The following is an 18,993-nucleotide window of genomic DNA, read 5'->3' as shown; positions in this document are numbered from 1 at the left end:
AACCGCAACGTCTTAAATAGTTAAAGTTGGCGTTGGCTCGCCACTGTTTCTAGTATTAAAGATGGCGATAGCAATAACGATCACGCCACCCACTAGACCAGTCGTTATTCCAGGATAGATTAACAGCAAAGCTCCGATTGCCAACATAACGCGTGTTACTGGGCTCATATCGCTTTTAAAATAACCCTCTAATGCCGCACTAAGTGCGAGAACACCCGTAATTGACGTCAATACTACCGTGATAATATCGATAATAGGTGGTAGCGGGAAGTCCTTAGCAGTTACTGCAAGCCCAGTAGGATCAATCATTAACATCGCTGGACTATAGATAAACATAAACGGCACGATAAATCCGGCGAGTGCCAGTTTGAGCGATAAGAACCCTGTCTTCATCGGATCGCCACCAGATATACCCGCACCAGCAAAGGCGGCTAGACACACGGGCGGTGTAATATTGGCAAAAATACCAAAGTAGAAAACAAACATGTGCGCTGATAAAATTGGAATATCAAAACCAGCTAAGGCTGGTGCTGCCATCGTTGCCGTAATAATATAGGCAGGAATAGACGGTAGTCCCATGCCCAATACCATCGAGGCAAGCATGGTCAAAATGAGCGTGAAAAATAATGACCCTGCACCAAGTGTGACAATTGATGAGGTCATCACCGTTCCAAAGCTGGTTAGACTCACGACTCCGATGATAATACCGACGACTGCACAGGCAGCCATTACCGCGAGCGACTGGCGTGCGCCATCTTCTAATGCACCCAAAATGTCAGAGAAACCCATTCTAGTCTCTTTTCGCAGCATACTAACTACGACAGTGAAACCAATGGTATAAGCCGCTGCATAACCAACGGGCACGTTTCTGATTAATAAGAAAATCAAAAATACAATCGGTAGCAGCATATGACCGCGGGCTTTTAACACTTCTTTCACGGCTGGTAAGCTTTCTTTAGCGATACCTTTTAGATCGCGACGACCAGCGCGAAAATGCACCTGCGCAATGACGCCCAGATAATACAATATGGCTGGCAATAAGGCCGCCAACGCAATTGTGCTATACGGTAAGCCTGTTGTCTCCGCCATGATAAAGGCACTCGCGCCCATAATTGGCGGTAATATTTGCCCGCCAACAGAGGCACTTGCCTCAACGGCACCCGCAAAATCTTTGTGGTAACCAACCTTTTTCATGAGTGGAATGGTAAAGGCACCAGTACTGACCACGTTTGACAAAGCAGAGCCATTAATACTGCCCATAAAACCACTAGAAATCACCGCTACTTTTGCCGGACCACCTTTTTTATGACCGGCGATTGCCAATGCCAAATCATTAAACAGCTGTCCCATTCCCGAGCGCGCTAAGAATGCACCAAAAAGAATGAATAAAAAGATAAAAGTGACCGATGCACCAATCGCAACAGAATATAAACCTTCCGTTTTTAAGAATAATTGACCAAAGATATCGCCCATGTCATAAGGACGAGTCAGCAGCCTATCGGGCATAAAGTCTAAGTGGCTGACAAACGGATACGCCAAAAATATCCCTGCCAATATCGGTAAAATCCAACCTGTGATACGGCGACTGCCTTCTAATACGCAGACCACCGTAATCAGCGAAAATATCACATCCATCTGATTGGCCATACCGCCACGTGAAGTCACGATATCTTGATATTCATAGATCAGATAAGCCATCCCAGATAAAGACAGGGCAAACCATATCCAGTCATACCATGCGACGCGCTGACGGCTGCTTTTTTTGCTTGCTGGAAAAATTAAGAAAATTAAGGCAAAACCAATGCCCACGTGTACAGAGCGCTGTAGCAGCGCTGGCATGGGATTAAAGGTGATATATAAATGAAACAGTGAATATAAAATGCAAAGTCCAGCGATAAAATACTTCACTGGCCCTTGAGTGATGTGCCTTGTGATGGATTCTCTATCATACTTTTCTAATATGGCTTTATTGTGGGCTTGCGCCTCAAGTTCAGCGTCGACATGAGTATCAGCATCCGTGTTGGAATGTATAGGCAAGTCGTTATTGATATGGTTATCTGACATCGTTGTCACATTATTGTGATCCATCACTTGGGAGTTCATGACACAAATCCTTGTTAAATCTATCAATGAAACCATATGTTTTTGGCATGATCGTTACTTCAGAATAGTCTGGCACCCAGCGATGAATGAGCATCTGGTAGTTACCATAGTCAATCTCACCTTTGGTAAGCCGTGAGACCACCCAATTGAGCTTAGGCAATTTCTCATTGATTTGATAACCCAGATAGCCAGGTTTTTGTATCGTAGCAAGCGCTTCGGTTGAGGGTGTACCCGCCCCAAAAGCTTCAAAATAAGTGGTGGTCAGCAGCAATGCAGCGTCTTCTGTACTACTGCTGTCTATACGTTGGTATTGCTCTTCCCACCATTGTTTTTCTACAGAGTGTATCCAGCGCAATTGAAAATTTGGCTCGACAAAATAGCAAACTTTATCATTAGCACCATCGATGCCTGCGACACGCACTTCCACCACAGGCTGACGGACAAAGAGATGCCATAGCGTAAAAAAAACCAGTGCGGCAATGCCTGCCACGCCAATTAATAACCCTAATCGCTTATTTAGCTGCTTGCTCATCATAGTACTTTTTAGCGCCAGGATGGATAGGAGCGACCATACCTTCACGAGCGGTTGCTAAGCTAATATCATTGGCCGCTTGGTGCGCTGTTTTTAGACCGTCTAAATTGTCAAATAACGCTTTGGTCAGCTTGTAACCATCTGCTTCAGACAACTCAGAGCTAACCAATAGAGCATTCATGATTGCTGCGGTTGGAATCGCGGCGTCATTGCCATAAGTGCCAGCAGGAATCTCAAAGGTCTTAAAGTAAGGCTTGGTTGCGATGATTTCTTTTAGCTTGTCTTGATTGATGGTGATTAACTGTAAGTCTAGACCCTGCTCTAGCTCCATCAATGAAGAGTTTGGCAGGCCACTACTAAAGAAAGCCGCTTCAATTTTACCCGCTTTCATACCGTCCGCTGCTTCCGCAAAGCCTAAATAGTCAACGGTCACATCATCATATGTGATACCAAACCCTTCTAATAGCGTCCGAGCATTTACTTCTGTGCCAGAGCCTTGATCGCCCACAGCGATGCGCTTACCACGTAAGTCTTCAATATTTTTGATGCCAGATTTTTTGGTGGTGACGACTTGCACCACATTAGGATACAAAACTGCAATCTGTTGGATGTTGGTTATCGGCTTATCAAAGTTGTTTTTGCCTTCGATCGCGTCGGTGACCACATCACTGAGCGCCAACACCATGTCAACTTTGCCTTGGGTCAATAGGTTGACGTTTTCGACTGAAGCGCCAGTGGTTTGCGTTTTTGAGTTGACCCCAAAGGTTTTGACATAGACCTCTGATAATGAAGTGCCGATGATGTTATAAGGGCCAGATGCTCCGCCAGTGGCGATGGTAAGAAACTTGGTGTCAAGCTTGTCGGCAGCAGTGTCAGTGGCAGCGCTATCTGTTGCCGTACTGTCAGTACTTTCTGAACTTGGTGATGAGCATGCCGTCAGACCTAAAGTGGCGCTTAACATTGCTGATAAAAGTAACGGGGATTTTAGAGAGTTGAGCATTGAATTCATCCTTGAAATAATCGAGTTAATACACTTAACGGCATCAATATATCAATAGTGATGCGTTACAGACCTGTAATAATATAGCAATTCTTGCTATAAATAAACTGCCATCCAGATTCCCTCTACACTCACACTTTGTATGCGGAGCTATTTAAGTAAAGGAGCAGCCGTTCTTGTAATGAATTAATAGCCAAATATAGTTTTGCTATGCGGAACAATGTTTCATTAGACAATTCATTTAAACAAAGTCTGTGTCTATTGTAAACCTTTATAATCATCTAAATATAAACAAGACTATTTGTTATTTGACCAAAAAATACTGATATAAAATGACTAGATGGTAGCTCTTAATGCATTTTTATCATACTGTAGGCTTGATTATATTTTATATATAAAACCTAAGCGGTTATCTCGTAAGGCAGCTAACTTAAAGTAGATCCCATCTAAATTTATAAATTCGTCACCACATATATTGGCAACGTTATCTGTTACTCTAAAAATATGGAAAACCTTTATGACAATATCTAGTGTAGAAAAGTCAGCGGCAGTATCAGTATCTGCTGATATCGCCATCATTGGCGGTAGTGGTCTTTATCAGATGCAAGATTTAACCCATAAACGTAGTGTCAGCATATCGACGCCTTACGGTACGCCTTCTGATGATATTGTCTTAGGTGAATTAAATGGCGTAAAGGTCGCTTTTCTAACTCGTCATGGTCAAGGTCACAAATTCACCCCTTCCGAAGTGCCTTATCGTGCCAATATTTATGCCCTCAAAACTTTGGGCGTACGCTATGTCATTTCGGTATCGGCAGTGGGGTCGCTAAGAGAAGCGCTTAAGCCATTAGATATGGTTATTCCCGATCAAATGATCGATATGACTAAGCATCGAAGCATCAGTTTTTTTGGGGAAGGTGCAGTGGCACACGTCACGATGGCTGATCCTTTATGTCCTAAAGTCGCGGATATTCTAACGCGTGCTTATGCTCAGGCGCAGATAGCTCAAGGTCAATGTCATGCAAAAGCCACTTATATCTGTATCGAAGGGCCACAGTTCTCCACTCGTGCAGAATCACACTGGTATCGACAGATGCAAGCAGATATCATCGGTATGACCAATATGCCAGAGGCTAAGCTTGCTCGTGAAGCGAGTATGGCTTACGCGACGCTAGCATTGGTCACGGATTTTGATAGTTGGCATCCTACCGAAGAGGATGTCAGCGCCGATTATGCCATAAGAAATCTAATGAAAAATTCTGAAAACGCTCAAGCAGTGATTAAGCAGGCGGTCGCCCTACTCGCTGTAGAACAGCCCGACTCTATTGCCCATACGGCTTTAGCTAAAGCGTTAGTCACGCCAGTAGAGGCGATGAGCGATGAGACCAAGACCAGAATTTTAGTATTATTGCCTTAGCAGTATGCATTTATTGTCAACAAAAAAGCCATCAAACTATAATTAACCCAATAGAGCCTACACAATAGTTTGATGGCTTTTTCATACCTAAAAACCCTAAATGATAAGGCGTTCTCAATTCTCAATAACTTTATAACCATCAAGCCAGCCATTTGGCAGGTACTGTAAACCTTCAGGCTCATCGATATCAGGCAAAGGCGCTAACAACGCTACAGACCAGCTCAATTCTGCCAAGCGCTGTTGAGTAACCTTTGCTACGCTCGCCGTACTCCATTCGATATTACTAAATAAGCGAGCAGCAACTTGCTTAAAACCAAACAGTACATAGCCACCATCAAAAGCAGGAATCATGACGCTATCTTGTATTTCTAATTGCTGGGCAGCCTGTCGAATACGAATGGTTGTAAGACTAGGACAGTCTGTACCTATCAAGATAACGTGCTCGAAACGTGCTAATGCTTGCTGACTGGCGGTTAACATACGTAAACCCAAGTCTCCCTCTGCTTGTGCTGACCATCGCAGTGAGTCAAGTAAATTAAGCGCTTGCCAGCATGGATCTGTTGGCGCAGGACTAACACATAACTCAACCGTAAAGCCGGTAGCGACGGCTTGTTCTATACTATGCAATAGCAGTTTATGCGCCATTTGCGCCGCACCTTCAATACCAAGAGCTGGCTGCAAGCGCGTTTTTGCCATACCCTGTGCGGGGAATTTGGCAAAGAGAATAATGCAAGTTTGTTGGTTTTGATTCATGGTAAGAGCTTATTCTTTGTAAGAGCTTATTCTTTTATTTATAATAACGCGCTTTGATATTATCAGCCGATACGCCGCGCCAATAATCAAAGCGTAGATGCCACATCAAAATAATCGTCTGCCAAGTGCCATGCTGTTGCCAGCGTCTTGCTGATGTGATGACTTTACTTTTTAAACAAGCAGGTTTAGCAATACCTTTTAGCTGTTTGCAAAGCTCGACATCTTCCATTAAGGCTTGGTTAGGATAATTACCGATTTGCTCAAATAAAGACTCGCTAATAAAAATGGCTTGGTCGCCTGTCGCGATTCTGCTCAACCGTGAGCGCCAATTAATCATTTGACTGACCAATCGCAGTGTCGGTTGACGACTGGCTATTTGCACATCAAAACGTCCCCACTCTGCCCGTTTCATCGCTTCAGAAACACTCTCTATAGCATCCATTGGCAATTTCGTATCGGCATGCAAAAACAGCAATACCTCACCAGTTGCTAACGCTGCACCTGTATTCATTTGCAGCGCGCGCCCTGCTTTAGACTCAGTCATTTGCCAATCAATTTTACGATCATTATCAGGCATTAACTCATTAATAAAACTTTGGATTATGCCAATAGAATCATCGTTTGAACCACCATCGACCAATATCACTTGCTGCGGTTTTGGATTTAGACTATTGATATTATCAAACAATAAAGGCAAATTATCTGCCTCATTGAGCACTGGGATAATGATAGAAACCGTCGTCATAGCCGTCATAGTTAGCAGTACTCTTACTTGTTGTTACCATTATTTCTTATTAAGGCTCCAGTTGTAATTGGTATAGCCAATCTTCACTTTTCCTGCTTTTAGCTCAGCCGTTTGCGACTTACTAAGCCCTAAAGACGAGCTGTAACGAGCCAAAAACCCTTCTAGATTATTCGTACCGCGCCAGTTGGTTTCAAAGTCTTCTTTATACCATTTAAAAATTGGCGATATCTCTAACGTATTACCTTTGAGACGATTACGACTACTATCCGCGAGGAATTTACTCGTCACTTGCTCTAATTGTTTATCTAATTTCCTCCCTGTAAAAGCATCATTTAATAGCGCAGGACAGCCGATGCTCGCACAGTTTACCGCAAAGTGAATACGTGGTTCGTTATAGCGTTTTGAGCCACGGATTAGATTGTGCTCGATGTCATCAAGCGAGCGCTTCTTGCCTAATAGCGTGACGAAATCCTGTTTCCATGGCGAACCAAATATTCCACCAATATCTTTAATCGACTTGATGTTAGGATATTTGGTCAACACCAGCTCTACGGTGCCAGCATTATAGACATTGATCAAAAATGCCAATTGCTCATCTTTGCTCCAATCATTAAACTCTGATTGACTGACTTTGCTAGTTGCTGCCATGTAGCTATCAAGCTTGCTCTTATCCGCTTTCATACCATTATAATTGACGACAGATGCTTTGCCACCATTGGTCATGGTGACGTTTTTATTCAGTAAACTATCCCAAGTGCTGTGATTAAAATCCGCATAACTTGCCATACTGGCTAACAGGATAGAAGTGGTCACTGCCGTTTTGATTAATAAACCACTGCTTAAAAAAAGGCTTTTACTATTAAGTCTTGTACTATTAAATACTGACATGATTAACTCCGTTTAGATCGAGGATGTTTTTTCTATCGTCTGATCTGTTGTCTCTTCTTCTAGCGCACCACCGCAGCTACTTCCCTGCCCCGCCGTACAGCCATAGCAATGATCTGCAATGGCAATGTCATCGCCAGCAGGATTTTGCGTTAACAAATCGCTTAGATGACGACGGGATTTGTTGGGCACCGGAATCTCTAATTGCTGGTTAAAATCACAATCAAACAACTCTCCTAACCAATTGACACTGATGGTCGATCGGCACATGACTTCGGTTAAATTGGCGGCCACATAATTAGCTTTGAGCAAATCCATATAGGGATGGAATTGGTTTTTAGCCAATAGCACCGCACCAAAACGCTGAATGGGCATATTGGTCAAGGCAAATAGCTGATGAAATTCGATATCGAAATGTTCTTTTAACTCGTGCTTATAATCGGCTTCAAGCTGCTGTTGATTGGGTGGCAGCGTCGCACCTTGCGGGTTATAAACGAGGTTGAGCGTTAAGTTTGAACCCACTTTGCCATACCCAAACGCATTGAGTTTATGCAGTCCCAATATACTGTCATCAAATGCGCCCTTGCCGCGCTGCTTATCGACATTTTCTAATGAATAACATGGCATTGAAGCCACCACTTCGACCGCATTGTCTGCCAAAAACTGCGCCATGTCCTCAAAGCCTTCTTCCATCAGGATAGTCAGATTACAGCGATCAATTACTTTTACACCCAAGGCACGCGCGGCTGTGACCAAATACTTAAAGTCTTCGTGCATCTCAGGCGCACCGCCCGTTAAATCAAGCGTCTCGATATTTTGTGCTTGCAAGACTTCTAGAATCAACTCAACCAACTCACGCGACATCATCTCTGTGCGGTAAGGACTGGCAGCTACATGACAATGCACACAAGACATATTGCATAAGTAACCCATATTGACCTGTAGCGTGGTTAACTCACGACGTTTGAGCGCTGGGAAATCCGTGTGCTCGAGTAATTCGATAGTTGATTTCATAATGGTATAAAACCCCGTTGGTAGCACTTCTAAAGCAAGAATAATAACGCAAAAACAAAAGGTTAAAAAAGACAAATTCACACGCAAGCAATTGCTTCTTATGACTATTTCATAAAACAATCATCTCATTTTTAGCCTTATCACTTTACGTTTTATCTAATTAATCATACCTGATTGTGAAACAATATTGACAACTAATATCGTGATTTTCATCTTTTATGCCAAATGAGCATGACGTCTCGTAGGATGTCATACAGCACTTGTCAATTTGGCTTTTAAGATATTATATTCAGCAGCTTTATAGATCGATCTTCTCCTCCAATTGGCAATGCCACAGTTATCAGTGCAAAACTATTAAATAGCATTGACCGCACAAGGCTTTATCGCTAAATTGGTTGCAACATTTCTATCTTTTAAAACAACATGCACTGATAAAATATGAATACTTTTAGAATATAGAAAGCCCACCACGTACCAATGCTTATGACACACGGATGTAAGCATCAAATCACCTTTAAGGATAACGTAATGAATATGAGCACATTACTAAAACCAACTGTACTGAGCATTGGATTAATGAGTGTCATAGGTTGCACTACCATGCAGACCGCGCCCAAGGATATGAGCAACTCAGCAACTGTCTATTACAATGGCAACATCATCACGATGGAGGGCGATCAGCCACAAATGGCTGAAGCCTTAGTCACCCAAGCAGGCAAGATTGCCTATGTGGGCAATTTACAAGAGGCACAATCGAAATATAAAAATGCCGCACAGATTAATCTACAAGATAAAACCTTATTACCCAGCTTTATCGATCCGCACAGTCATTTTGATATGGTGTCAAACACCATGGGTCAGGTCAATCTCAACCCGCCACCCATCGGTCAAGTCGATAGTATTCCTAAAATGATGCAAACGCTAAAAGAGTATAAAGTGGACAATAACATTGCTGATGGCGACTGGATATTTGGTTGGGGTTATGATGAAACTCAGCTCGCTGAGGGGCGTCATCCGACCAAAAGCGAGATTGATAAAGCATTGCCAAACAATCCTGTGTATTTACAACACACAAGTGGTCACATGGGCGTCGCAAACAGCAAGGCGCTGGCCATGATGAATATCACTGCTGACAGTAAAAATCCAGCAGGCGGTAATATTGCTCGAATTAAAGGCTCTAATGAACCAAACGGTCTCGTACAAGAAACGGCGATGTATCCGTTCGTGCGCAATATGCTAGAAGTGTTAGCGCCGAATCAAGGCAAATTCTTTGAGCAGACGCAAGAGTATTATGCAAAGAATGGCATAACGATGGCACACAATGGCTCAACGGCTCGAAACACTATTCAGTTTTTTCAAAAACAAGCCGATGCAGGCAAACTTAAAATTGACTTGGTCGCACTGGCAGGAGTGAGTGACTTAGATGAGAATTTGGCTGATAAAAACTTCGTATGGAAAACCTATCAAAACGGCTTTAAAGTACAGGGTACCAAAATCGTTGCAGATGGCTCACCACAAGGCAAGACCGCCTATTTTAGCCAACCTTATCTCACGCCAGTTCCAGATTGTGAAAAGGACTGCCGCGGTTTACCAAGTGTCAGCCAAAATGAGCTGAACGAGATGTTTGTCAAAGCCTATGCTCGCGACAATCAGCTCTTTATTCATAATAATGGTGATGGCGCAACCGATATGCTCATCAAGGCACACGAGTATGCGGTCAAAAAGACTGGTCAAGCAGCTGATAAAGATCGCCGTACTGTGCCCATTCATGCTCAATTTGCCCGACCTGATCAGCTAGCCGCATTCAAAAAATACAATATGGTGCCGTCCTTCTTTACCAACCATACTTACTTTTGGGGAGATGTACACGTTAAAAACTTAGGTAAAAAACGTGCCGACTTTTCAAGCCCGATTGCCACTGCTGATAGAATGGGACTTAAATACACCAATCACTCTGATGACACAGTGACACCTGTCGACCCGCTATTTACAGTCTGGTCAGCAGTCAATCGCACTTCGCGCTCAGGTAAAATCATTGGGATAAATGAGCGAGCGACGCCGTATCAAGCGTTAAAAGCCATTACCAGCAATGCTGCTTATGAGTATTTTGAAGAAGACAGCAAAGGCACCTTGACGCCCGGGAAACTGGCTGATTTGGTTATCTTGGATGCCAACCCATTAACCATAGAGGCAAGCAAGCTCAAAGACATCAAAGTCATCACAACCATTAAAGAAGGTCAAACGATTTACCAACGTCCAGTACAATAGTTCATGGTAAGCGCCGTATAATAAGCCAAATTTTAGCAGGCGATTTCAAATCATCATGCCTGCTATTCATTAAGATGATGAACCATTAAAGCTATTTATTAAAAACATTCATTAAAACTGTTTAAGGAACCCTATATGAGTACCAACACCGATACAGGTAACGACCACATTCTCTCCTCAGATAATATTCATTACTTGCATCATAGTTTTTTTGAACCAAGCTATGAAAACACAGCGGTAAAAGCCACGTTACTGATTGTCCACGGTATGGCAGAGCATAGCGGACGTTACGCAGACTTCGCTCAGTTTTTAGCGGATAATGGTATCGCAGTGGCAACTTATGACCATTTGGGACATGGAAAGACCGTCAAAACATCAGCAGATTTAGGTTTTTTTGGTGAAGAGCATCCAGTACAGTCCCTGTTAAAAGACGTCATTGTCATGGCAGATAGCTTAAAAAACCGCCATCCTGACGTGCCACACTTTGTAATGGGTCACTCTATGGGCTCGTTTATTGTGCGTAATGTCCTAAAGCACCATGCACACAATTTTACAGGTGCTATTTTGATGGGTACAGCAGATGCCAACCCCTTGACTAAAGTACTACTCCCAGTCAATAAAGTACTGGCAAAAGTAGCACCCAAAAAACCAAATGCAATGTTTGCCAAGGTGATGAATAAAGTCTTGAATAGTAAGCTTGAAGATCGCATCTCTTCATCAGAATTTGCATGGTTAACTGAAAATCCTGCCGCCATTGAAGCCTATGAAGCAGATCCATTGACGGGCTTTGATTTCACCAATAATGGCTTTATGACACTATTTTTTCTGATGGAAACTGGCTTAAACAAAGGCTGGGCAATGACTATTCCAAAAAACTTCCCGATGCTATTTATCAGCGGCGAAGATGATCCTATCGGAGATATGGGCAACGGCATTCGCAAAATTGTCACGCGCTTAAACAAGCAAAACTTCAGTCAAGTAGATATCCAACTCTACCCAAATATGCGTCATGAGCCTTTGCATGAAAAAGACCACCAAACCGTTTATGAAGATATCTTAGAATGGATAGAAAGCCATAGCTCAGACAATTAGCCGCAGCGCTCATCTTGGCGGTTAACTCGTTTGCTAAAAGTCGCCAAATTAGCGACAATACGGCAAGCAAGTTTTTACGCCAAGTCATGCGAGTTATTTCACGATAATATATGCTTTACCTTCCACTAACTTTAGGAACCTTTATGTCATTACAACAAACCATCGAACAAGCCTTTGAAAAACGCAACGAATACAGCCCAAGCACGATGCCACAGGACGTGCGTGATGCTATTAATCAAGTGCTTGAGCAACTAGATAACGGCACATTGCGCGTTGCAGAAAAAAAGGATGGCGAATGGGTCGTCAATCAGTGGGCAAAAAAAGCGGTACTACTGTCTTTCCGTCTGAACGATAACTATGTTCAGGCAGCGGGCGAACATGTGCAATTCTATGACAAAGTGCCGACTAAGTTTGCCAACTGGACCGAAGCACAGTTCAAAGAATCAGGCGTACGTGTTGTACCACCCGCTGTTGCTCGTAAAGGTTCATACATCGCAGCAGGTGCAGTTTTGATGCCATCGTATGTCAACATCGGCGCGTATGTCGATCAAGGCGCGATGGTAGATACGTGGGCGACCGTGGGTTCATGTGCCCAAATTGGTAAAAATGTGCATTTATCAGGTGGCGTTGGTATCGGCGGTGTATTAGAGCCATTACAAGCGAATCCAACTATCATTGAGGACAACTGCTTCATCGGTGCACGTTCTGAAATCGTTGAAGGCGTAATCGTCGAAGAAGGCGCTGTTATCTCGATGGGTGTATTTATCGGTCAATCAACGCGCATTTATGATCGCGAAACGGGTGAGATTCATCGTGGCCGTGTACCAGCAGGCTCTGTTGTCGTACCGGGTAGCTTGCCATCAGAAGATGGTACGCATAGCTTATATGCTGCTATCATCGTCAAAAAAGTCGATGCACAAACCCGCGCTAAAACATCAGTCAATGAGCTATTGCGTTTAGCCTAGTATTTTTAATACTTAGAATCTCGTATCCAAACCGTACGGGCAGCGACAGATCCTCTTTATTAAAGACGCTGAAGAAAACTTCAGCGTCTTTTTTGCAGCTTAATATAGGCTGTTGCGTTATAATCCATTTTTTTGGTTTGGCTTTATCCAAACACAAAACCATCCACACAACCACCTGCCTTTTCTATTACGATTGCTAAGTGCCTAATCCCATTAGCAATCTTTAACTGTATTTGACATATTATGAGTGAATCACTATTACGCACCGCCGCCATTCCTGTCACTGACCCTGAAGCAGGTCTACGTTTGACAGAAATTTTTTATTCTTTGCAAGGTGAAGCGCTGACCTCAGGCTTGCCAACGATATTTGTACGCTTGACCGGCTGTCCACTTCGCTGTGTCTATTGCGATACTGAATACGCCTTTACTGGCGGCGAGCGGCAGTCGCTAGAAACCATTATAGAGACCATCAAAAGCTATCCTTGCAAGCGTATTTGTCTGACTGGCGGCGAGCCTTTAGCTCAGCCGAACGCCATTGAACTAATGAAGCGCTTACTGAGCGACGGTTATGAAATCTCGCTTGAAACCGCAGGTGCGCTCACGGTAGCAAACGTGCCAAAAGCAGTCAGTAAAGTCATGGATCTCAAAACGCCAAGCTCAGGTGAAGTCGATAAGAATCTATGGTCAAACCTCACTCACCTCACTCAGCATGACCAAATTAAATTTGTCATTATGAATCGTGAAGATTACGACTGGGCGAAAACCAAGCTGTCTGAGCATAAATTAAATGAATTGGTGGATACGGTTTGGTTCTCTCCGATGTTTAATGTCGCAGAGGATATCGACGAGGAAGTCAGCCCCGATGTACCTGTGTTGGCGCGCGAACTTGCAGAATGGATGTTGGCTGACGCGCTGCCCGTACGCTTCCAATTGCAACTGCATAAAATCATCTGGGCAGATGCTAAAGGAAAATAATAGTCTAATTATCTGAATGGATATTCAACATAAATAGCGACCCAAGGATAGGAATATAGGTATGGTCAAACTCATTTTATTGGGCTTATTATCGGGGGCATTTTTTAGCTCGACGTTTGTGTTAAACGAAGTTATGAGTGCGGCTGGTGGGCATTGGTTTTGGTCAGCTAGCCTTCGCTATGCATTTATGTGGCTAATACTCACGGCTATTATAATTATGCAGCATGGTTTTGGGCGTATTACGGAGCTGATGACTATATTCCGTCAACATTGGGGCTTTTGGTGTATTACGGGCAGTATTGGTTTTGGAATTTTTTATACAGGAATCTGTTACGCGGCTGATCATGTCGCAGGCTGGGTAGTCGCCGCGACCTTTATGTTTACAGTGGTTGCAAGCCTACTCGTTTTGCTAGCATTCGGACAACGTTTTGATAAAAAATTCATTGCATATGCGTTATTAGTATTTGCTGGCGTGGTACTGGTCAATATCAGTGAAGGACTGCATGCCGCTTCTTTGCTAGATGCTGATGCAGTGCCCATGAAAGATATGCTGCTTTATGGTGCCGTGCCTGCCCTAATAGCCGCCTTTAGCTATCCCATTGGTAACCAGTTGGTTTGGCAGGTATCTTACAATGCGCGCAAGCGTAGTGCCGAGCCTACCAGCACTCAAAAAATTGATATCCAAGCCAACGAGATTAGTAAAAAAACCACCTCACTTATTACAGAAGCACCTGCGTTGTCAGCTGATATGACTTATACGGCGGACGCGGTCGATTCCTTAAACCTTAACCACTCTGCTCAAACCTTACCGAGCTCTTTGCTGCAAACTTTAATCGCACGTATACCTGCTATCAAAACCACCCTCCTACAAAATGCCTTTAACAAAGTATGGTTAATGACCTTGGGCAGTCTGCCATTTTGGTTGGTTTTGGGTCTTGTCGTTCATCCGGATTTGCCTGATACTAAGCAGGTATTCAATACCTTACTTGTGGCTCTATTGGCAGGCGTGGCGGCAACCAGTATCTTTTTATATGCCCGTGAAAAAGCGGAAACTTCAAGCGAAGTGGCTGGGGTTGATGCTACTCAGGCAAGTGAAGTGATATTTGCCTTAATTGGCGGTATGCTATTGCTCAATAATACCCTGCCATCAGCGATGGGCTTAATAGGTATTGCTCTGATTATCGTTGGGCTTATTCTATTTGCAAAAGATGGCTAAACTACTACCTAAAATTAGGTTAACTCTATTTAAATTATTGATATAAACAACTTCAAAACTAACCTAGTCCAGCACAGCCAATCTATTTTGATGGCCATTATATTGGTAATATAATCATGGTTAATGATTTAATTTTTCCTGATATTTTATTATATTTATTAGATATGGTTGGTGTGATTGCTTGTGCGATCTCAGGTACACTGCTGGCACAGCACAAAGGTTTTGATATTGCTGGCTGTATCTTGGTTGCGATGGTCAATGCTATCGGCGGCGGTACACTACGTGATATGGCGCTAGACCGTCATCCGCTCTTTTGGATGACTGACCTCAATTATGTGATCGTCATCACAGTGACATCGCTTATTTTACAAATATTCTTTCATCTGTATCATAAGATTGATAAGGCATTGAAGCTGTTTGATGCCATTGGGTTGGCGGCTTTTAGCGTGATTGGTTTTAAGATAGCATTGACACAAGATATGTCAGCTATTATCGCTATTATGATGGGGGTTTGGACGGCTATTATTGGTGGTCTGCTACGCGATATCATCTGTAATGAGATACCACTGTTACTTCAACGCGAGATTTATATCTCTGCTAGTATTGTAGGTTCGATCACTTATCTGCTGCTTGACCGTTTGGGTGTAGATACTGGATTGAATGAATTTATTATGCTGGGCGTTATCTTTGCTGTACGGATGCTAGCATTGCGTTTTGATTGGCACCTGCCTTCTATACGTTTGGTGAAATAAGACCGATATATATGGTTTAAACACTAGGGCGTGTCCTCAATTCAATCGTTTACTTTCTAAATGGCCTAAAAATAGCTAAATTTTGCCAAACATCGTCAAATAGCTTCTTAATATCTCGATATTATTTGCACTACTTTCCTTGTTTGACGGCAATTTATCTCATCTTTATCACCATTTTTGAAATGAGAACACGCCCTAAGCTCTACTGTATTGGCTAAAAATAATCAGACAATCATCATACACACTTAGTGAGACTTGCTCATGCTGGCTATCGCATTGAACCCTTCAGCACTAATCACTACGTTTGACCCACGCTCTCTCATTTATCTTTTTGATATGATTGGTATTATCGCTTGTAGTATTTCAGGCACGATATTGGCAAAACATAAAAATTTCGATGTTTTTGGTTGTTTACTGGTATCTATTGTCACCGCTATCGGTGGTGGCACTGTGCGTGATGTCATTTTAGATCGCCATCCACTATTTTGGATGGTGGATATGAGCTACCTGACTGTTATTACCATCTCTTCATTAGTGATGCAAATATTCTTTCACCCCAACTCTAAACGCGTTAATAAGTTCCTCAAACTCTCAGATACTATTGGACTATCAGTTTTTACCTTAATCGGTATCAAGGTTGCCGATAGTATGGGTGCAAATGTGCCCGTGGCATTATTACTTGGGGTGATCACCATTATTGTCGGCGGTATTATCCGCGATATGATCTGCAATGAGATTCCGCTGGTGTTGCAGCAAGAGATTTATATTTCGGCAGCTTTGGCTGGCGGCATCCTCTATTTTGCACTACACAATCTGGGTGTGACAGCTTGGATTGCTGACATCGCTACTATGAGTACGATTTTTACCTTACGCATGCTCGCCATTCGTTATGACTGGCAGTTTCCAACCATCGAATGGAAATACTAAAAAAGCGTCAACCTTAAACAAAGTCGACGCTATATTTGCTACTGATTGAGTATCCTACAATAGGATAATGCCATCATTCCTGTATGACTGCTAAATCCCTTACCATCAACTGTAGACTTTGTTTGCCGTTCCACTCGTTGATGTCTAGCTGAAATAATACATGCACTTTTTCCGCACGATAATCCCATATCTCGCTATCAAAGTTAAAATAAATTGCTTCAATCGGATATTGCACATCAGGGTAACGCAGCGACAGTTTAAGGTGCTTATCTTTTAATATCTTAAAGCTTAACACTTCAAAGACCCCATCAAATATTGGCGTTGCAAAGCCATGACCCCAAATATTAGCGTCAGCTAAGTGTTCAGCAAACCACAAGCTAAAATCACTCGCCTGCAACGCGCCATCAGTGAATTTTTGCTCTGCAAACACCTCATTATCCATCTGTGCCATGACGTCATTAAAAGCCATAACAAACCCATCAAAGTTACGACGTTTGATCGTTAAGCCTGCTGCCATCGCATGACCACCAAAATGACTGATTAAATCAGGATAGCGCTCGGCAACCTGCTCAATCGCATCACGAATGTGCACGCCAGCGATAGAACGCGCCGAGCCTTTGATAGGGTCATCGTCACTGGTACGCTCTGTATTCGCGGGTGCAAAAACGATACTTGGCAAATAATGACTTTCTTTTAACCGTCCAGCGACGATGCCGATGACGCCTTGATGCCAATCATCTTGGTATAAAACGATACTGCGTTTATGATTATTATTCGTCTTTTTCTCAGATCTATTTTGAACAATGATATCCCCGCTTTCATGGTTATCCGCCGTAGCATCATCGTCCATGTCTGTATCCGCAGCGGCTAATGTCTGTACGATGTTATCCGCTTGCGCGCGCATCTCACCTTCTACCTGCCGACGCGTCCGGTTTAACTGCTCAAGCTCTTGCGCCAAACGCTGCGCCGTACTCCAGTCCTCGGTCAACAAACACTCAATACCGATGCGCATATTGTCCATACGACCAGCGGCATTGATACGAGGTCCTAAGACAAACCCAAAATCTTGTGCCTGCAACTGCTTAGGATCTCGCCCTGCTTGTTCAAGGAGTGCCAAGATACCGAGCGAGCAGCGCCCTTGGCGGATAGCCGCCAGTCCATGATGCACTAAAATGCGATTGTTTTTATCAAGCACCCCAACGTCAGCAATCGTACCTAATGCCACCAAATCCAAATATTGACTCACTTGCACGGTAGATTTACCGGCTTCGCGGCGCAGCTTGGCTAAGCGTCCAAGCACATAAAATGCCACGCCCACTCCTACGAGCGCTTTACTGCTAAAGTGACAATCGAGCTGATTGGGATTAACCACAGCCTCCGCAGGCGGTGTTTCTTTAGTCGTCAAATGATGATCAGTAATAATCACGGTGATACCATCGGCTTGCGCACGAGCCACGCCTTCATGGCTTGAGATACCATTATCGACGGTCACTATCACCTCAGGATGATACTTCTCAATACCCAATTCGACAATTTCTGGTGTCAAACCATAGCCGTACTTAAAACGGTCGGGCACTAAAAAGTCAACGACTGCCCCCATTTTTGTGAGCGCGCGCATCATTAATGCGGTACTGGTCGCACCATCACAGTCAAAATCACCCACGATAAGGATACGCTGACCGTCATCGATGGCGACGTCTAATAGACGCACTGCTTCGGTGACACCATGTAGCATTTCGGCTGGCAATAGCGCAGAGAGTTGCGTCTCTAGCTCATCAGGCTGAGTAATGCCGCGACCTGCATACAGGCGGGCAAGCGTCAATGATTGGGCGGCAAGTGGTTGCAGCGCGGCGGGCAACTCGTCGATGCGAGTGCTGGTATAACGGGGGGTTAAATTTAGCATGTGCATATTCTACTGGCTTTAGCAGAGGGTCACAATGACAATTTTTGGCGGCTTGGTTTATCGTTTTTTGTTGCAGTAAATTGTGATAAGCCATATTTTCATACTAGGGCGTGTCTTCATTTCAAAAATGGTGATAAAAATGAGATAAATTGCCGTCAAACAAGGAAAATAGCGCAGATAATATCGGGATATTAACCAGCTATTTGACGATGTTTGGCAAGATTTAGCCATTTTTAGCCCATTTAGAGGACTATCGAGTGAATTGAAGACACGCCCTAGCATAGAGCAGATAATTCATACTCTGTGCATGTAATATGCATAATATTTCATTTACAAAAACGGTGCATAGCGACTGCATTTTTCTGCATTTTGCTACAAAGCAATGATTGTATGCCGCTCAGAAATCCATAAAATGGTAAGCAACTAAGATACTTGCTATCTATTGA

The 18,993-nt window shown here is 43.3% G+C and carries 16 protein-coding genes; 8 read left to right on the top strand and 8 right to left on the bottom strand.

The window, feature by feature from the left end:
• Positions 1 to 12: 12 nt before the first annotated feature.
• The 3 genes from JMY05_RS02510 to JMY05_RS02500 are packed head-to-tail and all read right to left on the bottom strand — an operon-like array spanning position 13 to position 3,635.
• Positions 13 to 2,103 (bottom strand): TRAP transporter permease, encoded by a 2,091-nt coding sequence (locus tag JMY05_RS02510; RefSeq protein WP_201614103.1) that lies wholly within the window; start codon positions 2,101 to 2,103, stop codon positions 13 to 15.
• Entirely contained in the window at positions 2,075 to 2,635 is a 561-nt protein-coding gene (locus tag JMY05_RS02505; protein WP_226950314.1) for a DUF1850 domain-containing protein, read from the bottom strand. The genes JMY05_RS02510 and JMY05_RS02505 overlap by 29 nt, the downstream gene beginning before the upstream one ends.
• On the bottom strand, positions 2,616 to 3,635 hold the full coding sequence (locus JMY05_RS02500) for a TAXI family TRAP transporter solute-binding subunit (RefSeq protein ID WP_045445337.1): 1,020 nt from the start codon (positions 3,633 to 3,635) through the stop codon (positions 2,616 to 2,618). Before JMY05_RS02500 ends, JMY05_RS02505 begins: the two co-directional genes overlap by 20 nt.
• A gap of 517 nt (positions 3,636 to 4,152) precedes the next feature.
• Here JMY05_RS02500 and mtnP point away from each other — a divergent pair.
• Positions 4,153 to 5,052, top strand: coding sequence for an S-methyl-5'-thioadenosine phosphorylase (mtnP, locus tag JMY05_RS02495; RefSeq protein WP_201614101.1), 900 nt, complete (start codon positions 4,153 to 4,155; stop codon positions 5,050 to 5,052).
• 114 nt (positions 5,053 to 5,166) lie between these two features.
• Here the strand turns inward: mtnP and JMY05_RS02490 are convergent, their stop codons facing one another.
• From JMY05_RS02490 to arsS, 4 genes are read right to left on the bottom strand one after another with little or no spacing between them, the layout of a single operon-like run.
• Positions 5,167 to 5,805 carry a TIGR04282 family arsenosugar biosynthesis glycosyltransferase gene (locus JMY05_RS02490; protein ID WP_045445328.1) on the bottom strand — a complete coding sequence of 213 codons (639 nt, stop codon included), beginning with the start codon at positions 5,803 to 5,805 and terminating at the stop codon, positions 5,167 to 5,169.
• A 34-nt stretch (positions 5,806 to 5,839) separates the two neighbouring features.
• Complete coding sequence (locus JMY05_RS02485) at positions 5,840 to 6,559, bottom strand: TIGR04283 family arsenosugar biosynthesis glycosyltransferase (RefSeq protein ID WP_045445326.1); 720 nt, start codon at positions 6,557 to 6,559, stop codon at positions 5,840 to 5,842.
• 30 nt (positions 6,560 to 6,589) lie between these two features.
• Entirely contained in the window at positions 6,590 to 7,438 is an 849-nt protein-coding gene (locus JMY05_RS02480) for a DUF547 domain-containing protein (protein WP_045445323.1), read from the bottom strand.
• 12 nt (positions 7,439 to 7,450) lie between these two features.
• Positions 7,451 to 8,449: an arsenosugar biosynthesis radical SAM (seleno)protein ArsS gene (gene arsS, locus JMY05_RS02475; RefSeq protein ID WP_201614094.1), complete on the bottom strand. Its 999-nt coding sequence runs from the start codon at positions 8,447 to 8,449 to the stop codon at positions 7,451 to 7,453.
• 534 nt (positions 8,450 to 8,983) lie between these two features.
• On the opposite strand from arsS, the gene JMY05_RS02470 reads away from it, so the two are divergent.
• The 7 genes from JMY05_RS02470 to JMY05_RS02440 all read left to right on the top strand — a co-directional run bounded on the left by JMY05_RS02470 (position 8,984) and on the right by JMY05_RS02440 (position 16,644).
• On the top strand, positions 8,984 to 10,717 hold the full coding sequence (locus JMY05_RS02470) for an amidohydrolase (protein ID WP_201614092.1): 1,734 nt from the start codon (positions 8,984 to 8,986) through the stop codon (positions 10,715 to 10,717).
• A gap of 135 nt (positions 10,718 to 10,852) precedes the next feature.
• A complete protein-coding gene (locus JMY05_RS02465; protein ID WP_045445320.1) occupies positions 10,853 to 11,809 on the top strand; it encodes an alpha/beta hydrolase in 957 nt (318 codons plus the stop codon).
• A 143-nt stretch (positions 11,810 to 11,952) separates the two neighbouring features.
• Positions 11,953 to 12,774 (top strand): 2,3,4,5-tetrahydropyridine-2,6-dicarboxylate N-succinyltransferase, encoded by an 822-nt coding sequence (gene dapD / locus JMY05_RS02460; protein WP_045445317.1) that lies wholly within the window; start codon positions 11,953 to 11,955, stop codon positions 12,772 to 12,774.
• Positions 12,775 to 13,017: 243 nt separating this feature from the next.
• On the top strand, positions 13,018 to 13,749 hold the full coding sequence (gene queE, locus JMY05_RS02455; RefSeq protein ID WP_045445311.1) for a 7-carboxy-7-deazaguanine synthase QueE: 732 nt from the start codon (positions 13,018 to 13,020) through the stop codon (positions 13,747 to 13,749).
• A gap of 61 nt (positions 13,750 to 13,810) precedes the next feature.
• Positions 13,811 to 14,965, top strand: a complete 1,155-nt coding sequence (locus tag JMY05_RS02450; protein WP_109589180.1) for a multidrug resistance efflux transporter family protein — start codon at positions 13,811 to 13,813, stop codon at positions 14,963 to 14,965.
• Positions 14,966 to 15,081: 116 nt separating this feature from the next.
• Complete coding sequence (locus JMY05_RS02445; protein WP_045445306.1) at positions 15,082 to 15,717, top strand: trimeric intracellular cation channel family protein; 636 nt, start codon at positions 15,082 to 15,084, stop codon at positions 15,715 to 15,717.
• Between the two features lie 261 nt (positions 15,718 to 15,978).
• A complete protein-coding gene (locus tag JMY05_RS02440; protein WP_045445303.1) occupies positions 15,979 to 16,644 on the top strand; it encodes a trimeric intracellular cation channel family protein in 666 nt (221 codons plus the stop codon).
• A 73-nt stretch (positions 16,645 to 16,717) separates the two neighbouring features.
• On the opposite strand, the gene recJ is transcribed toward JMY05_RS02440, so the two are convergent.
• The gene (recJ, locus tag JMY05_RS02435) at positions 16,718 to 18,547 is read right to left on the bottom strand and encodes a single-stranded-DNA-specific exonuclease RecJ (RefSeq protein WP_201614090.1); all 1,830 of its coding nucleotides are present in this window, start codon (positions 18,545 to 18,547) and stop codon (positions 16,718 to 16,720) included.
• Positions 18,548 to 18,993 lie beyond the last annotated feature (446 nt).

The sequence above is a fragment of the Psychrobacter sp. JCM 18902 genome (assembly GCF_904846615.1).
Lineage (GTDB): Bacteria > Pseudomonadota > Gammaproteobacteria > Pseudomonadales > Moraxellaceae > Psychrobacter.
The sequence above is the reverse complement of the archived record's forward strand: the minus strand, read 5'-3'. Positions and strand labels throughout refer to the sequence as shown.

Excerpts from the sequence above, each read along its gene's own strand:
- JMY05_RS02510 (WP_201614103.1), bottom strand. The coding sequence starts at position 2,103 with ATGAACTCCCAAGTGATGGATCACAATAATGTGACAACGATGTCAGAT.
- JMY05_RS02445 (WP_045445306.1), top strand. The coding sequence starts at position 15,082 with ATGGTTAATGATTTAATTTTTCCTGATATTTTATTATATTTATTAGAT.
- dapD (WP_045445317.1), top strand. The coding sequence starts at position 11,953 with ATGTCATTACAACAAACCATCGAACAAGCCTTTGAAAAACGCAACGAA.
- JMY05_RS02450 (WP_109589180.1), top strand. The coding sequence starts at position 13,811 with ATGGTCAAACTCATTTTATTGGGCTTATTATCGGGGGCATTTTTTAGC.
- JMY05_RS02500 (WP_045445337.1), bottom strand. The coding sequence starts at position 3,635 with ATGCTCAACTCTCTAAAATCCCCGTTACTTTTATCAGCAATGTTAAGC.
- JMY05_RS02465 (WP_045445320.1), top strand. The coding sequence starts at position 10,853 with ATGAGTACCAACACCGATACAGGTAACGACCACATTCTCTCCTCAGAT.
- JMY05_RS02505 (WP_226950314.1), bottom strand. The coding sequence starts at position 2,635 with ATGAGCAAGCAGCTAAATAAGCGATTAGGGTTATTAATTGGCGTGGCA.
- JMY05_RS02490 (WP_045445328.1), bottom strand. The coding sequence starts at position 5,805 with ATGAATCAAAACCAACAAACTTGCATTATTCTCTTTGCCAAATTCCCC.
- mtnP (WP_201614101.1), top strand. The coding sequence starts at position 4,153 with ATGACAATATCTAGTGTAGAAAAGTCAGCGGCAGTATCAGTATCTGCT.
- arsS (WP_201614094.1), bottom strand. The coding sequence starts at position 8,449 with ATGAAATCAACTATCGAATTACTCGAGCACACGGATTTCCCAGCGCTC.
- JMY05_RS02440 (WP_045445303.1), top strand. The coding sequence starts at position 15,979 with ATGCTGGCTATCGCATTGAACCCTTCAGCACTAATCACTACGTTTGAC.
- queE (WP_045445311.1), top strand. The coding sequence starts at position 13,018 with ATGAGTGAATCACTATTACGCACCGCCGCCATTCCTGTCACTGACCCT.
- JMY05_RS02485 (WP_045445326.1), bottom strand. The coding sequence starts at position 6,559 with ATGACGGCTATGACGACGGTTTCTATCATTATCCCAGTGCTCAATGAG.
- JMY05_RS02470 (WP_201614092.1), top strand. The coding sequence starts at position 8,984 with ATGAGCACATTACTAAAACCAACTGTACTGAGCATTGGATTAATGAGT.
- JMY05_RS02480 (WP_045445323.1), bottom strand. The coding sequence starts at position 7,438 with ATGTCAGTATTTAATAGTACAAGACTTAATAGTAAAAGCCTTTTTTTA.
- recJ (WP_201614090.1), bottom strand. The coding sequence starts at position 18,547 with ATGCTAAATTTAACCCCCCGTTATACCAGCACTCGCATCGACGAGTTG.